Here is a 15,707-nt window from a genome sequence, read left to right as displayed (position 1 = left end):
GCGGCCTCTACTTATGGCAAGGAAGGGGGGAGGGCAATGAAGCGGCCTATTTGGCCGCGGTCGCCGGTCCGGATGCGGCACCGCGCAGGCGGGACTGATAGTCATGGGCCTGCCAATCGGCGCGGGCCAGCCATTGGTCCTCAGGCTGGCGGGCGGCCAGATCATCGTCGATCTCGACCTCATCGAAACCGGCGCGGCGGGCCATGGCATATTGATCGGCCAGCACATGCCCGTGGGCGCGCAGGCGGCCCTTGTAGCCGCGCAGGCGCAGGACGCGGGCGATGGTAAAGCCGCGCCCATCCGCGAAAGAGGGGAAATCGACACGGATCATCTCAAGCGCCGGGGTCAGCGTGAGGGCATGGGCATCGGCGTCAGAGGCCAGATCGACGGCGCGGCAATCGTTCGCGGCGCTATCCTCGCAATAGCCTTGGGTCCAGTCGTCGGCGGTGAAGCCTGTGTCGGTGACGAGTACGCTCATGATTTGTCTCCTGTTCGGACCACTTTGCCGTTCACAAAATGGATGCCGCATTCTTCTTTGTTCTGATCGCGCCAGCGCCCGGCGCGCGGGTCTTCGCCCGGGGCCACGGGCGAGGTGCAGGGCGCGCAGCCGATCGATGGGTAGCCCTTGGCCACCAGCGGATGCCGGGGCAGGCGGTTTTCGGTGATGTAGTCGGCCACATCGGAATTGGCCCAATAGGCCAGCGGGTTCACTTTGATCCGGGGTGCTGCACCGTCTTCGGGGATCTCGGTCTCGAAAAACTCCAAGGCCGCGCGGCTGCCCGATTGAAAGCGTTTGCGCCCGGTGATCCAGCCGTCATAGCCCGCAAGTGCGCTCTGGAGGGGCCGGGTCTTGCGCAGGGCGCAGCAGGCGTCGGTGTCATATTGGTGCAGCGTGCCATCGGGGTCCTGTGCTGCGATCTCTGCGCTGCGCAGGGTGGTGACATTGCGCAGGCCGAGGCGCTCGCTCAGCTCCTGCTGGTAGACGAGGGTTTCGGCAAAGAGCATCTCGGTGTCGATAAAGAGCACCGGGATGTCCCGCGAGACCATGGAGGCGAGGTGCAACAGCGCCACCGATTCCGCGCCGAAGCTGGAGACGAGGGTAAGGTTCTCAATCTCCGCATCGGCGCGGCGGATCACATCCGTCGCCCCGTGGTGGCGAACTCGGCGTTGAGCCGTGTCACCTTTTCCTCGACCGCGCGCAGCCCCTCGGGAGGCGGCGCATCGGTATTTGAGAAAGGATGAAGTTCAGGGGTGTCAAGCGGCATTGGCCCGATCCTTCTCTGCCGCGTCGGGGTAGAGCACGGCTTTGAATGGCGCGAGGCCGAGGCGGCGGTAGGCTTGCAGGAAGGTCTCGCCGGGATCGTTGCGCAGGTCGAGATAGCCCAGAACGAGGCGTTCGATGGCGGGGATGATCTCCTCGGCCGAGAAGCCGGGGCCGGTGCGGGTGCCGAGGCTTGCGTCCTCGGTGCCGTCACCGCCGAGCGTGATCTGGTAGTTCTCCACGCCTGCGCGGTCGAGGCCGAGGATGCCGATATGGCCCACGTGGTGGTGGCCGCAGGCGTTGATGCAGCCGGAGATTTTGATCTTGAGCGGGCCCACGTCATGTTCGAGCTTCAGCTCGTCGAAACGGGTGGCGATTTCCTGCGCGATGGGGATGGAACGCGCGGTGGCCAGCGCGCAGTAATCCATGCCGGGGCAGGCGATGATGTCGGAGATCAGCCCGATGTTGGCGGTGGCGAGTTTCGCCTCTTTCAGCGCGGCGTGCAGTTCGGGCAGGTCGCTGCGGTGCACATGGGGCAGGATCACGTTCTGCTCATGACTGATGCGCAGCTCGTCATGGCCGAAGCGGCGGGCGAGGTCGGCCATCACGCGCATTTGGTCTGCGGTCGCGTCGCCGGGCGTGGCGCCATGGGCCTTGAGGCTGATCGAGACGATGGCGTAGCCGGGCGCGCGGTGCGCGGCGAGGTTGGTATCGGCCCAGGCGCGGAAGACCGGATCGTTGGCATAGGCGGACTCGTAGGCCCCGAGGGAGGCTGTTTTGAACGCGGGTGCTGCGAAATCGGCTTCGATACGCGACAGCATTTGCTGGTCGATGCCGGTGAACTGGTCGCGGATCAGCGCATATTGCGCGTCGACCCGGGCGCGGATGTCTTCGATGCCGTTCTCGTGGACGGTGATCTTGATGCGCGCCTTGTACTTATTGTCGCGGCGGCCGAGCACGTTGTAGACGCTGACGATGGCTTCGAGCGTGGGCAGCAGGTCTTCATATTTCACGAAATCATAGAGCACCTTGCCGATCATCGGGGTGCGGCCAAGGCCGCCACCGACGATGACCTCGAAACCCTGCTCGCCATCGCGTTCGACGATGCGCAGGCCGATGTCATGGGCCTTGATCACCGCACGGTCGGCGGCGGCGCCGGTGACGGCGACCTTGAACTTGCGCGGCAGGAACTGGAACTCGGGGTGGTCGGTGGACCATTGGCGGATCAACTCGGCCACCGGGCGGGGGTCGGCGACCTCATCGGCGGCGGCCCCGGCGAAATGGTCCGCCGTCACGTTGCGGATGGTGTTGCCGGAGGTTTGGATCGCATGCAGCTTCACCTCGGCCAGCGCGTCGAGCATATCGGGCACATCGCGCAATTCGGGCCAGTTGTACTGAATGTTCTGGCGCGTGGTGAAATGGCCGTAGCCCTTGTCCCACCGCTCGGCGATATAGGCGAGTTGGTCCATCTGGGCGCTGTTCAGCGTGCCATAGGGGATCGCCACCCGCAGCATATAGGCGTGCAGTTGCAGGTAGAGGCCGTTCATCAGGCGCAGGGGTTTGAACTCATCCTCGGTGAGCGAGCCGTCGATGCGGCGCTCGACTTGGGCGCGGAACTGGGCGTTGCGCTCGGCGAGGAATTTGTCGTCGAATTCGGTGTAGCTGTACATCAGACGGTCTCCTGTTTGCCGTGGGCGTAGTTCGAGGGGCCGGTGGCGCGGAACTCTTCGCGGAAATGGGTGGGGCGGGGGCCGCCCGCTTCGGGGGCCACATCGGCGAGGTAGACGCCGACGACCAAATCCTGTTGGCTCAGCGCGTCGATCAGGCGCAGGTCGGCGTCGGCCTCATCGGTGAGGACTTCGGCCTCACTGAGCTTGCGGGTCCAGCCGGTGGCGGTTTGATAGACGACATCGCCTTCGAGCAGCGCATTGGCGGTGATGACCTTGGGGGTGAAGGGTTTGGGCATGTCAGGCCAGCTCCTCTAGCGGGGTTTCGGTGGCAACTTGGACGGCGGCGCGCGGGGCGAGGCCGTAGAAGGTGAGCGCGGGGCCGGTCATTTCGGCATCGGCCAGATCGCGCGGCAGATCGTTCAGCGTGGTCGACAGCACCCGCTGATCGGCGCGCGAGGCGTTTTCGATCACGGTGACGGGTGTGGCGCGGTCGGCGCCGTGCATCAGCAGGCGGCCTTGGACGAAACGGGCGGATTTCTTGCCCATATAGATCGCGGCGACTTCATTCGGGCGCGCGAGGGCGGCCCAGTCGTGATCGGCGAAACCTTTCATGTCGTGCCCGGTGAGGAAGCGGACCGAGGCATTGCGGCCCCGTTTGGTCAGGCTCTGCCCGATGCCCGCCACGGCGGCGGAGGCGGCGGTGATGCCGGGCACGATGTGCCAGCCGATGCCATGGGCGTCGACCGCGTCGATCTCTTCGTCGAGCCGGCCAAAGACCGTGGCATCGCCGGATTTCAACCGCACCACCTGTGCGCCGCTTTGCGCGTGTTCGACCAGCAGGGCGTTGATGTGCTCTTGGGCCGTGGAGGGGCCGAAACCTTCTTTGCCGACGTCGATCATCAGCGCCTCGCGGCGGGCGAGTTCGAGGATCTCGGGGCTGATCAGCCGGTCGTAGATCACCACATCGGCCTCATCCAGCGCGCGGCGGGCCTTGAGCGTCAGCAGTTCCGGGTCGCCCGGGCCACCGCCGACAAATGCCACATGGCCTGCGCGGGCTTTGCGGGTGAGGTGGGTGTGCAGCAGGGTTTTCAGCGCCGGGCGCACAGTATCCTTGCCCTCAGCCATGGCGCGGGGGCCGGTGGCGAAATAATACTCCCGCCAGAAATCACGGCGCGCGCGGCCCATGGGCAGGGCATCGGCCAGCTTGCGAAAGCCTTTGCCGATGCGCGCCAGCGGGCCGAGGGTGACGGGCAGACGCTCTTCCAGATCGGCCTTGATGGCACGGGCCAGCACCGGGGCGGCGCCTTCGGTGCCGATGGCCACGGTCACCGGATCGCGGTCGACGATGGCGGGGGTGATGAATTCGCTGTCGTGCAGGTTGTCGACGATGTTGACCAGTACGCCAGCCGCATGGGCCAGCGCGGCATTCTCGGCATCCAGCGCGTCATCCTCATCCGCTGCATAGAACAACCGCGCGCCGGGCAGATCGGTGGCGGTGAGGGGGCGGCGGTGCAGGGTGAGCTTGCCTGCCGCTTGCCAATCTACGATCTCTGCCGCCGGGTCGGGGGCGAAGACATGCAGCGCCGCTTTGGTTTTCATCAGCAGACGCAGCTTGGCCAGAGCGGCTTCGCCGCCGCCGGAGAGGAGGATCTTTTGCCCGCGGGTGGCGAGGAAGATGGGAAAGTGATCCATGATGCGCCCTGTATTCTGTTTGACGTGACCTCTTATATAGGAAATATTCCCGATAATTGGCTATATGCTGGCGCAGATAAGAACATGCGTTCGCTTTGGCCGCAGGTTGAGTATGAACGTCCTGCCGGGACGAGAGAGAAGAGAATGACTGTCCGAATTGATGAGACCGACCGGAAGATTTTGGCGCAGCTGCAACGGGATGCGAGCCAATCGCTAGACGATATTGCCCGTGAAGTAGGGTCTTCAAAGACGCCGGTGTGGAATCGGATACGCAAGCTGCGCGAAGCCGGGGTCATCGGTCAGCAGACCGTGGTGCTGGATTCCGAAGCGCTCGGGTTCGAGGCCTGTTTCTTTGTCCTGATCCGCACGTCAGAGCATGAGGCGGCCTGGCAGGCGGCGTTTTTGCAGGCGTTGAAAGACCGGCCCGAGGTGCAAGAGGCGCACCGTCTGGCGGGGGATATCGACTATATCCTGAAGGTGCGGGTCAAGAACGCGCGGGCCTATGATGTCTTTTATCAGGCGCTGATTTCAGAGGTGAAAGTGCATAACGTCACAGCGCTTTTGTCGATGGAAGAGATCAAATCGACGACGATGCTGCCGCTGTAAGAGGAGGGCGGCGGGAGCCTCCGCCGCCCCGCATTGGCTTAGGACTGGGCGAGGGCCGTCACGATAGGCGCGAAATCCTCGGCCTTGAGGCTGGCCCCGCCGACCAACGCGCCATCGACGTTTTCGACGGCGAAGATTTCGACCGCATTCGCGGCTTTTACCGAACCGCCGTAGAGCAGGGGAAGCGCATTGCCGATCTCCGCGCCGAAACGGTCGATCAGGCGGGCGCGAATGAAGTCATGCACCTCTTTGATCTGCGCAATGCTGGGGACTTTGCCGGTGCCGATGGCCCAAATCGGCTCATAAGCGATAACGGTGTTCCCGGCCTCCACAGCATTGGGGAGGGAGCCGTCGAGCTGCGCGCCGATAATGTCGAGGGTCTGGCCCGCGTCCCGCTCAGCCTCGCTTTCGCCGATGCAGATGATGGCGGTGAGACCGGCACCCCATGCGGCAACAGCCTTGGCTTGCACATCGGCATCGGTCTCGCGGTGGGCATCGCGGCGCTCGGAATGGCCGAGGATCACATGGCTCGCCCCGCTGTCGGCAACCATCGCGGCAGAGATATCGCCGGTGTAGGCGCCCGCTTCTTCGGCATGGCAATCCTGTGCACCGATCTGGATCGGGCTGCCATGGGTGGCGTCGGTGGCGCGAAAGAGGAGGGTGCTGGGCGGGCAGATCACGACCTGCGGCGGGTTTTCGGGCAGGCCGGTGGCAAGGTTGTGAAGCTCTGTCAGCGCGGCGGCGGTGCCGTTCATTTTCCAGTTGCCGGCGGCGATTTTGGGGCGCATCGGTTCCGTCCTGATCTGTTACTGTTGCCAGATCAGTTCGCAGGCCCGTGGCCTTTCGTCAAGGCCGGGGCAGATCGGCGCGCTCACTTCGCGCCGAGGCTTTCGTCGAATTTAATGGATTCGCCGCAGCCGCAGGCTTCGGTCACATTGGGATTGCGGAATTTGAAACCGGACTCGAGCAGTGTTGTTTCATAGTCGATTTCCGTGCCGAAGAGGAACATCTGCGCCATGGGCGCGATCATCACCCGCGCGCCGTCTTGTTCGACCACCTCATCATTGGGGTCGGTCGCTTCGACGTATTCCATGGTGTATTCCATCCCCGCACAGCCGCCTTTCTTGACGCCAATGCGCAGCCCGGCGTGGCCCGCCGATTGCATCAGCTTCGCAATCTGGCCAGCGGCTTTGGGGGTCATGGTAACGGCTTGCTTGCCGGGAATGCCAAACATCACAAATCTCCTATGCCGCCAAGATAGGGGTGCGGCGCGGCGATCTCAAGCCGTCAGAAGGAATTCATTGCGGCCTTGGTGGCGAAGGCGGCGATGAGCGCCCAGCCGAATGAGGCCAGCGTCCCGATAATCACGTATTCGCTTATCTTTTGGTTCTTTTTCACGGTGTCAAAGCGCAGAACCGACTTTGCCGCGATGAGAAAACCGATACCCGCAGGCTCGCCGATCATGACCATTAGAAAGATCAACGCGCGTTCCAGCAGGCCGATCATCCGGCCCGCATTCTCCAGCCCATCCGGTTGGGCTTGAGCTTTGTGTGGCAGCATCAGGCCGCCCACCGCCGGACCGCCCGCAAGGGTCGCGGTGATCAGCCCGGCAAGGAACAGCGCAGGCGGGATGAGCGTACCGCTGTGGTCGGCCCAGATGCCGCTGGCAAAGGCATCGGGCGCATAGAGGACAAGGGCCACGATGCTGATGAGGTGGGCAAGTTGATCGGTAAGGTAGGGCCAAAGCCGGTCGCGCTGGTGCTCCGGCACGGCGTAGGTCTTGAGCGCATCAATCGCGGTATGGGCAAGCGCGAGGAGGGCGGCAGGGATCAAACTGCCGCCGAGGGCCAATGCGGTCAGGGCAAAGACGATAGCGCCGTGGAGCAGCAGCACCTGCGGCTTGCGCTTGGCGGCGACCATCGCATTGGTTTGAAAAACGAAATCGGCCAGAAGGTGAGCGATTAGGCAAGCGAGAGCGGTGGCGATGGCCTGTTCGGTCATGGAAATTCCGGTAGTTGGTGATGGCGTCCATTTGAAAAGCCATGGCGAGCCGGGACAAGTGTTTTCTTACAGTGCCTAACAGTCTAATTTGGCTGTAACTCGGTAAAACAGGCTTAAAAAGCTGTTTTGCGCGCCTCGAGAACCTCGCAGACCTCCCGCAACTCATCGATCCCCGCCGCCTCCACATGGCCCTGCACGCTCTGCTGCGTCAGGTCAAACTGCCGCGCAAGCTCTGCTTGGACGGGCGGGTCGGGGGCCAGCATGTAATAGGCGACATCGGCTTGGCGCTTGGTCCAGCCGCCCGCGATCCGGTCGGCGAGGGGCAGGGCCGTGCGCAGGGCGAGGGGGGCGTCGGGCGCGTGCATGCGTCGCGCGCGGGGCATGTTGTCGAGCGCGTGGCCGGAGCTGACCAGTGCCGCTCCGTCCGCGCGGGATAGGTCGTTACCTGCGAAATGCGCGGGGCCGATACCGATGCCAAAGCGGGTGTCAGCGGTCTTGCCGCAGCGGCGCACGGTGGCGCGTAGGACGAGGGCTGCGCGGAAGGTGAAAGTGGGCGCCACGGCCATCTGCCAGCCATCTCCACGAAAACGGGTCATCCGGGCGGGCTGGCCTTGCCAAGCAGTCAGCGCCTCGGAGGCATCATCAAGGCGCGCGAAGATGGCATCCAACTCCGCCCGGCTCATCGCGGAGGATTTCACGATATCGCCGGTAAAAATTGCCCAAGTTTCCATGGCTTGCCCCTTGTTTCCCGCAATGTCGCAGGAAGGCGAAATCCATGCAAGCCCGGCCACGGGAAAGGGCCGCCCGAGAGGGGCGGCCCTACTGGCGATCTAACGGCTAGGACCGATCAGAGGCCCATGCAGTTCGCATAATAGGTTACGGTCGCAGGCCAGTCTGAGAAGACACCGGCCACGCCGACATCTTGAGCTAGCACATCCAGCGCCACCAGATAGTCGCTGTCGTCTTTCACGATGTCATTGACCGACTGGAAGTACCAACCGCCACCGGAGGCGAGCGGGCCGGAACGCTCCAGCGTCCATGCAATCAGGGTCAGCCCCGCTTCTTTCGCGGCCATGGCGTATTCGGATGCGGCAATGGCGCCGTCCTTGTTGGTCAGCATCATGTTGAGCGAGGGGGCGAGGTAGTTCACGCCCTTGGCTTTCAGATCAGCGAAATCTTCGGCCCAAGTCTCGGGTTTTTGCTCATCAAAACCGTCGGACCATTGCACCAGATAGACAGCCTGCTTGCCGAATTCGGGTGTGTTATCAACCCAGTAAAGCACGTCTTCGAGGTTGAAGGACTGCGGCCAAACGTCGGAGGCGGGGATGCCTGCGGCGACATATTCATCCACCAGCTTCTGCGCGTAGTCTTCCTGAGAAAAACCCTCATGCGGCATCTCGACGGAGGGGGATTTCAGCTCTGGCGTGAACTTGGCGCCCAGAGATTTGAACAGTTCAATCGATTCCGCATGGGTCATCAGATCGGCCTTATCGCTGTAAAGCTCGGTGCGCCAATTCGCGACGCCGCCCTGATAGTCTTCGGCGGTGGTGGCGGTCTTGTCGGCGCTGTCCATCTTGGGCGTCAGGGTGCGGAACTCGGCCAAGGTGATGTCGGAGGTGCGGCATTCGGCGCTGGCGGGCGTGTCACCTGACGCGGCGGTGAAGCCGGTGGTGCATTTCTCGGCCAGATCGGAGACGAGGATGTTCGTCGTTGTGTGCAGGTCGTTCTGCGCGTGGCGGCAGACCAGCTCATGATCGGCGGTAAAGGTCACGTCGCATTCCAAGATGCCCGCGCCCATACGCGCGGCGGCGACGTTGGATTGCACGGTATGCTCAGGAAACATCAGCGGCGCGCCACGGTGGCCGATGGAGAAATCGGTCTTGGTGGCGTCTTGCCCCATGCAGGAGGCCAGCTTGTCCTTCAATGCGCCCTCGGGCAGCTTGTCCACCAGATAGGCCGGGCGGGGGCCGTATTCGACCGGGGTCGCGGCAGCATCGGCCTGGGCCAGCGCCATGCCGGGCGCGAGGGCCAGAGCGGCGAGAGAAACAAGTGTTCGCATAATGTTATCCGTTCGTGAATGAAGTTCTGGGGCTTCTATGGGTGCCCGATGTAACGGTTTCACGACCGGATCATGTCAGTCAAATGAACAATGCTTGGCCGTCCCGCTCGGCGGGATGCGGCCAAAAGAAAACGCCGCCGATGTCCAGCATCGACGGCGTCTGTTCTTCGCTTGTAAAGCTGTCGCTTACATGAAGCCCAGTTCAAGGCGGGCTTCGTCCGACATCATATCCATGCCCCAAGGCGGCTCCCAAACCAGTGCCACATTGACTTGCTTGACCCCGGCAATCGGCTCAACCGCATCGGCAACCCAGCCGGGCATCTCACCGGCCACGGGGCAGCCGGGCGCGGTCAGCGACATCTTGATGTCGACTTCATTCTCGTCGTTGATGTCGATGGTGTAGATCAGCCCCAGTTCATAGATATTCACCGGGATCTCAGGGTCATAGACCGTGCGACAAGCCTCAACGACATGCTCGTAAAGCGGGTGATCGGTGGAGGAGGGCGCAATCAGCGGTGTCCCTTCGAGCGGTTGGGTCTGTTCGGTCATCTCTTGCCTCGCATCATTCTCGACGTTTTATATAGGGATTGCGGGCAGGGGCGTAAAGTGGCCCCGAGCCGGGCGGGGCCGCTGCCGCCCCCGTTATCCGCCTTTGCGACGCCGCGCGGGCTGTGGCTTCACCCGGGCTTCGATCTCATCATAGACCTTGCCGACGATGTCTTTCTTGGTGGCATTCTCGATCCCCTCGAACCCGGGGGAGGAGTTGACCTCAAGCACCTTTGGCCCGCTTTCAGATCGCAGCAGATCGACCCCGGCGATGCCGAGGCCAAAGGCACGGGCGGCGCGCACGGCGGTATCGCGTTCCTCTTTCGAGATGCGCACGACCTTGGCCGAGCCGCCCCGGTGCAGGTTTGAACGGAAGTCCCCCTCGGCGCCCGTGCGTTTCATGGAGGCTACGACCTTGCCCGCCACCACGAGGCAGCGGATGTCTTCACCGGCGGCCTCCTTGACGAAGTCCTGCACGAGGAAGTTGGCGCGCAGGCCACGAAAGGCGTCGATCACACTTTCGGCGGCCTTCTTAGTTTCCGCCAGCACGACACCCTTGCCTTGGGTCGACTCCAGCAGCTTCACGATCAGCGGCGCGGTGCCCACCAGCGCCATCAGGTTGGAGGTGTCTTTCGGTGATGCGGCAAAGGCCGTGGTCGGCATGCCGATCTTTTTAGCGGCCAAGACCTGATGCGCGTGCAGCTTGTCGCGGCTCGCGGTGATCCCGGCAGAGCCGTTGACGCAATAGGTGCCGATCGTCTCGAACTGGCGGATCACGGCGGTGCCATAGGGGGTGATCGACGCGCCGATGCGCGGGATCACCGCGTCGTAGCGCGGCAGGCGCTTGCCGTCGTAATGCACCTCGGGGGCGAGTTGGTTGATCGCCATATAGCAACGCGTGGTGTCGATCACCTCAACCACATGGCCGCGCGCTTCGCCCACCTCGACCAGCCGGCGGGTGGAATAGTTGTCTTCCCGGCTCAGTACAGCGATGCGCAGGGCACGCTGCGGCGCTTTGTGGCGCAGGCTGGCGGTGTGGTAGACGTCGTAATTCAGGTCAGGTTGCAAACGCCGTTCAGTGGCCGAGATGTTGATATGTTCGGTCAGCGCCTGACGGCCCAGCAGCATGCGGCTGGTCATGGTGCCCCGGTTGGTCAGGGTGACGTCGATGGGCCAGCTTTGGCCGCCGACCTCAAGCGTGGTGGCAATGACGAAACGTTGCTCGGATTCGCCGTTGGAAGAGGTCACCTCGCGCCGGTCGATGATCGGGGCGGAACAAGTGATCGAGATATCTTCACGCCCGGCGATGGGATGCACGTTGAACCGCACCTTGGGCTTGGAGGCGGGGCCGAAGACTTCGATGTCATGGGCATGCAGCGCCGAGGTGCGCGCGCCGGTGTCGACTTTTGCTTTGATCGCGGGCAGGCCAAGATCGGGCAGGGCAACCCATTCTTCCCAACCGAATGTGAGTTTTTCCATTGCCTGCTCCTTGGGTCATTGGTCTGCCTGCCTAACCTGCGGCAGGGGCTGCATCAAGCGGCGCGATGTCAGGGGGTGCCCATATCCGCAGGGGCGGGGGGCAACATGCGGACGTCGTCTTCTTTCTCCATCCGCGCGGCGGCGGCAAGAAGTTCCTCACGCACGCGGCATTCGATATCCCAAAAGGTGGCGGCATTGTCGGTGGGCAACTCGAAGCGCACCTTGATGCCAAAGGCATCTTGGTCGAGCACATGCACCTTGGCCTTGTCCATCGGTTTGACATCATCGGGGTCTTCGCGGGCCAAGAGGTCAAAAAACACACGGCGCAGGGCTGCCACATCAGCGTTTTGCGACAGGGTCAGAATGATGGGGCGCACCATGGCGTGATCCTCGATCGACCAGTTTTCAAAGGCGTCGGAGACGAAATAGCTGACCGGCACGATCAGCCGGGTGCCGTTCCAGTTGAGCAATTGAACGTAAGTAAAGTGAATTTGCTCAACGGTGCAGAAATGCCCTTCGAAGATCAGCTGATCCCCGATCCGTGCAGAACGGTTCAGCGCGATCTGGATGGAGGCGAGGATATTGCCCAGAACCTCACGCGCGGCGAAACCCAAGACGATGGTCACCGCACCGGCAGAAGCCAGCAGCGACAGACCCAGCGTATTGTCCGCATTGCTGGAGACGAGGATCACCCCTGAGGCCACCAGCACGGCGATCACGATCACCCCTTTACGCGCCGCCGCGATTGTCGTGGCGATAGAGCGCATATGGGCGTTCATCGGATCGGCAAGCTCATAGGCGTTGTTGGGGCTGATCCGGTCAAAGATCTCGTCAAAGGTAAAGACAATGGCGAGGGCGGCGGCGGTAACATAGGCGATCAGCAAAATCGGGCTCAGCACCGCGTCGATAAAGCCCGAGACAACCAAGACCCTGCTGGTGGCCGTGCCAATGATTGCCGCGCAAAGCACGATGGCGGCGGGCCAGCGGAAAGAGCGCAACACAAAGCGCATCCAGCGGCGTTTGGCGGCCTGCCCGAGGCGGCGCATGATGCTAAAGGCGAACCAACCGGCTGTCAGGGCGACGACGACCAGCAGGGGCAGGAACAGCACCTCCCACAGGTACATGCCCCAAAAGGCGCGGATGCGCAGCCAGTCGGGCAGCATCGTCTCAAGGTCTGTCGGGCCATACTGCGCGTGCAGATGCGGAATATTGTCGATGCTCTGGCGCGAGAAGACCCAGACCGGTTCGGCATCCTCACCGGGTTTGATCCGGTTGAGCCGCAGCGGCACGTCATGGCCGCCCAGTTCCAGACGGTCGATCAAGAGCGAGCGGCGCACGCGCCCGGTGTCATTGTCCTCGGCCGAGCCTGAGAGCCAGCCGTCGGGCCGGTCTGCCAACCTGCGCCATGGCACGACGACCTTGCGCTCCATCAGGACGGAAAGTTGGAAGGCACGCTCGGCCCCGGTAACCGCCTGATCCCCTTGCGGCAGGTCCGACAGGTCAAGGATATGGGCCGCGTCCGAATAGTGCCCATTGTCGGTGAGGTAGATGAAGCTTTCCAACGCCGCCATCGGTGTGCCGCGGTCCAGCGTCTCAGGCGGGGGCGGCAGGCCGGGGTTCAGCTCGGTCGTTTGAAACCATTTCCCCTGCGCCTGCCCGGTGGCGGCTCCCGTCAGCAGCGCAATCGCCAGCAGGAAGGCCCCCAGAAAACGAGGAAACACGGTCGCGAAAGCGCGTGAGAGTAAGGCAAGCCGCTGCATGGATAGCGCAATGTAGCGGGGGTTCGGGCAATTCAAGGCTACGCGGCGCTTTGAACCGCTATTTGCGGGCTTTTGGGCTGCGTTGAGGTTGCGCGTAGCGAGCCGCGCATAGTTGGATTGCTGGCTTCAAAGCGGTCGCAGGAATGCCTTGGGGGTGATCAAGCGGCGACGACCAAGCCCTAAGCCCGTTATCCTTTGAACGATATCATTCTCGTGCAATCTCGGCTATTTCAGCTTTATTGCATGTTTCCCGCCACTGGTTTATCGCGCCAGTCGCAGGCAGAGAGGGCAGCGTATGACCAGCACCGGATTCACCAAACACGCGCAGGACGGCAAGGCACGCAGCGGCGTGATCCAAACCCCGCGCGGCGAGATCCGCACGCCCGCTTTTATGCCCGTGGGCACAGCGGCGACGGTCAAGGCGATGATGCCCGAAAGCGTGGCCTCCACCGGCGCGGACATTCTGCTGGGCAATACCTACCACCTGATGCTGCGCCCCACGGCAGAGCGTGTGGCCGCCTTGGGCGGGCTGCATAAGTTCATGAACTGGGACAAGCCGATCCTGACCGACAGTGGCGGTTTTCAGGTGATGAGCCTTGCAGGCCTGCGCAAGCTGACCGAACGCGGCGTGACTTTCAAAAGCCACATTGACGGCTCCAAACATGAGATCACGCCGGAGCGCTCGATGGAGATTCAGGAGCTTCTGGGCTCGGACATCGTCATGTGTTTCGACGAATGCCCGGCGCTGCCCGCCGACCGGGACCGCATCGCCGAAAGCATGCGCTTGTCGATGCGTTGGGCCAAGCGTAGCCGGGAGGCATTTGGCGACCGCCCCGGCCACATGCTGTTCGGCATCCAGCAAGGCGGGTTGGAGGAAGACTTCCGCCAAGAAAGCGCCGAGGCGCTGCGCGAGATCGGCTTTGACGGCTATGCCGTCGGCGGTCTGGCCGTGGGGGAGGGGCAGCAGGCGATGTTCTCCACCTTGGACTTCTCGACCGACATGCTGCCCGAGGACAAGCCGCGCTACCTGATGGGCGTGGGCAAGCCCGACGATATCGTCGGTGCCGTGGCGCGGGGCATCGACATGATGGACTGTGTGCTGCCCTCACGCTCTGGCCGCACGGGGCAGGTCTTTACCCGGATGGGCGTGCTCAACATCAAGAACGCGCGGCATCAGGATGATCCGCGCCCGCTGGATGAGAATTGCAGCTGCCCAGCCTGCCGCAACTATTCGCGCGCCTATCTGCATCATGTCTTCCGCAGCCAAGAGATCATCTCGTCCATGCTGCTGACGTGGCACAACCTGCAATACTACCAAGACATTATGGCCGGCATGCGCACGGCCATCGCGGCGGGGCGGTTCACCCAGTGGCAGGCCGATTTCCACGCAGGCCGCGAACAGGGCGACATCGACCCGCTCTGAGGGGCGAGCGCTTCGGCCTCACGGGAATTTGTGCGGATGATCCTTGCTGCAAGGTGGCAGGGTCTTAGGTGCCTTGCAGATTCTATTGCAAGGAAAGGCCCGAATATGACCGAGAAGCTTTTTACCCCTTTCACCGCCGGTGAGATCGCGGCCGAGAACCGTTTGGTGATGGCCCCCCTGACGCGCAACCGCGCGGATAATAAGACCGGCGAAGTCTCGGACATGCATGTCGACTATTATCGCCAGCGGGCTGGCGCGGGCATCATCATCACCGAGGCCACGCAGATCAGCCCCGAGGGCAAGGGCTATTTCCAGACCCCCGGCATTCATAGCGAGGGCCAAGTCGCCGCATGGCGCAAGGTGACCGACGCGGTGCATGCCGAAGGCGGGCGGATCGTCATCCAACTGTGGCATGTGGGCCGGATCAGCCACACCTCCCTACAGCCTGATGGCGGCAAGCCTGTCGCGCCTTCTGCTATCGGCGCTGGCGTGAAAACCTTCACCGCCAACGGGTTCGAGGATACTTCCGAGCCGCGTGCGCTCGAAATCGAAGAGATGCCGCGTCTGGTCGCCGACTATGCTCACGCCGCCGAGATGGCCAAGAAAGCAGGCTTCGACGGGGTCGAGGTTCACGGGGCCAATGGCTATCTGCTGGACCAATTCCTGAAAACCGGTAGCAACAAACGCGACGATGCCTATGGCGGCAGCGTGGAAAACCGCGCGCGGCTGCTGTTCGAGGTGCTGGATGCGGTGACGGAAGTCTGGGGCGGCGAACGTGTGGGGCTGCGCCTCTCGCCCTTTTCGCCCGCCAACGGGATCGAAGACGCCAATCCGCAAGAGACCTTTGAGTATGTCGTGAAGGGGCTGAACCGGTACAACCTGTCCTATCTGCACCTTGTCGAAGGCGCGACAGGCGGCTCGCGCGAGTTGGACGAAGGCGAAAGCATCGCCGCGTTGCGGGCGCTCTTTGACGGGCCTTACATGGCCAACAACGGCTATGACCGCGAGATGGCGATCAAGGCTGTGGCCGAGGATAAGGCCGATCTGATCGCCGTGGGCCGCCCCTTCATCGCCAACCCCGATCTGCCGCGCCGCTGGCAGATGAACGGGTCGCTGAACGAGGGCGATACCGATACCTACTATGGCGGTGGGCGTGAAGGCTTTACCGATTACCCGACGCTGGAACAGGCCGAAGCCTGACCGATCAGGC

At 63.0% G+C, this 15,707-nt stretch carries 15 protein-coding genes and 1 pseudogene; 3 read left to right on the top strand and 13 right to left on the bottom strand.

From position 1 onward, the window contains the following. Positions 1-46: 46 nt before the first annotated feature. The 5 genes and pseudogenes from FCK22_RS01830 to cysG all read right to left on the bottom strand — a co-directional run bounded on the left by FCK22_RS01830 (position 47) and on the right by cysG (position 4,623). On the bottom strand, positions 47-478 hold the full coding sequence (locus tag FCK22_RS01830) for a DUF934 domain-containing protein (RefSeq protein WP_067267924.1): 432 nt from the start codon (positions 476-478) through the stop codon (positions 47-49). Continuing rightward, positions 475-1,265 (bottom strand): annotated as a pseudogene (locus tag FCK22_RS01825) (phosphoadenylyl-sulfate reductase). The gene FCK22_RS01830 and the pseudogene FCK22_RS01825 overlap by 4 nt, the downstream one beginning before the upstream one ends. Beyond that, positions 1,255-2,931 (bottom strand): nitrite/sulfite reductase, encoded by a 1,677-nt coding sequence (locus tag FCK22_RS01820; protein ID WP_067267920.1) that lies wholly within the window; start codon positions 2,929-2,931, stop codon positions 1,255-1,257. Before FCK22_RS01820 ends, FCK22_RS01825 begins: the two are co-directional and overlap by 11 nt. Next, complete coding sequence (locus FCK22_RS01815) at positions 2,931-3,227, bottom strand: DUF2849 domain-containing protein (protein WP_136720162.1); 297 nt, start codon at positions 3,225-3,227, stop codon at positions 2,931-2,933. The genes FCK22_RS01820 and FCK22_RS01815 overlap by 1 nt, the downstream gene beginning before the upstream one ends. A gap of 1 nt (position 3,228) precedes the next feature. Continuing rightward, positions 3,229-4,623: a siroheme synthase CysG gene (gene cysG, locus FCK22_RS01810; RefSeq protein ID WP_067265009.1), complete on the bottom strand. Its 1,395-nt coding sequence runs from the start codon at positions 4,621-4,623 to the stop codon at positions 3,229-3,231. Between the two features lie 144 nt (positions 4,624-4,767). Here cysG and FCK22_RS01805 point away from each other — a divergent pair, with 144 nt between their 5' ends. After that, positions 4,768-5,229 carry an Lrp/AsnC family transcriptional regulator gene (locus tag FCK22_RS01805; RefSeq protein ID WP_067265010.1) on the top strand — a complete coding sequence of 154 codons (462 nt, stop codon included), beginning with the start codon at positions 4,768-4,770 and terminating at the stop codon, positions 5,227-5,229. A gap of 38 nt (positions 5,230-5,267) precedes the next feature. Here FCK22_RS01805 and tpiA read toward each other — a convergent pair whose 3' ends face one another. The 8 genes from tpiA to FCK22_RS01765 form a co-directional block, all read right to left on the bottom strand. After that, positions 5,268-6,017, bottom strand: a complete 750-nt coding sequence (gene tpiA / locus FCK22_RS01800; protein WP_067265012.1) for a triose-phosphate isomerase — start codon at positions 6,015-6,017, stop codon at positions 5,268-5,270. Positions 6,018-6,100: 83 nt separating this feature from the next. Beyond that, entirely contained in the window at positions 6,101-6,463 is a 363-nt protein-coding gene (locus FCK22_RS01795) for an iron-sulfur cluster assembly accessory protein (RefSeq protein WP_067265014.1), read from the bottom strand. A 53-nt stretch (positions 6,464-6,516) separates the two neighbouring features. Next, complete coding sequence (locus FCK22_RS01790; protein ID WP_067265016.1) at positions 6,517-7,230, bottom strand: DUF3307 domain-containing protein; 714 nt, start codon at positions 7,228-7,230, stop codon at positions 6,517-6,519. 113 nt (positions 7,231-7,343) lie between these two features. Next, positions 7,344-7,961: a hypothetical protein gene (locus FCK22_RS01785; RefSeq protein WP_067265019.1), complete on the bottom strand. Its 618-nt coding sequence runs from the start codon at positions 7,959-7,961 to the stop codon at positions 7,344-7,346. A gap of 116 nt (positions 7,962-8,077) precedes the next feature. Next, complete coding sequence (locus FCK22_RS01780) at positions 8,078-9,289, bottom strand: glycerophosphodiester phosphodiesterase family protein (RefSeq protein WP_197470913.1); 1,212 nt, start codon at positions 9,287-9,289, stop codon at positions 8,078-8,080. A gap of 186 nt (positions 9,290-9,475) precedes the next feature. After that, positions 9,476-9,838: an SUF system Fe-S cluster assembly protein gene (locus tag FCK22_RS01775; protein WP_067265021.1), complete on the bottom strand. Its 363-nt coding sequence runs from the start codon at positions 9,836-9,838 to the stop codon at positions 9,476-9,478. A gap of 93 nt (positions 9,839-9,931) precedes the next feature. After that, a complete protein-coding gene (rimK, locus tag FCK22_RS01770) occupies positions 9,932-11,314 on the bottom strand; it encodes a 30S ribosomal protein S6--L-glutamate ligase (protein WP_067265023.1) in 1,383 nt (460 codons plus the stop codon). Positions 11,315-11,382: 68 nt separating this feature from the next. Further along, the gene (locus tag FCK22_RS01765; RefSeq protein WP_136720160.1) at positions 11,383-13,074 is read right to left on the bottom strand and encodes a mechanosensitive ion channel domain-containing protein; all 1,692 of its coding nucleotides are present in this window, start codon (positions 13,072-13,074) and stop codon (positions 11,383-11,385) included. A gap of 295 nt (positions 13,075-13,369) precedes the next feature. Between FCK22_RS01765 and tgt the strand changes: the two genes are divergently transcribed. Continuing rightward, positions 13,370-14,497 (top strand): tRNA guanosine(34) transglycosylase Tgt, encoded by a 1,128-nt coding sequence (gene tgt / locus FCK22_RS01760; RefSeq protein WP_067265027.1) that lies wholly within the window; start codon positions 13,370-13,372, stop codon positions 14,495-14,497. Between the two features lie 105 nt (positions 14,498-14,602). After that, positions 14,603-15,697 carry an alkene reductase gene (locus FCK22_RS01755; RefSeq protein ID WP_067265029.1) on the top strand — a complete coding sequence of 365 codons (1,095 nt, stop codon included), beginning with the start codon at positions 14,603-14,605 and terminating at the stop codon, positions 15,695-15,697. Positions 15,698-15,707 lie beyond the last annotated feature (10 nt).

This window comes from Sulfitobacter sp. 15WGC, from assembly GCF_005068605.1.
In the GTDB taxonomy this organism is placed as follows: Bacteria; Pseudomonadota; Alphaproteobacteria; order Rhodobacterales; family Rhodobacteraceae; genus Sulfitobacter; species Sulfitobacter faviae.
Note: the sequence above shows the minus strand (reverse complement) of the source record. Positions and strands in the feature narration are given on the sequence as shown.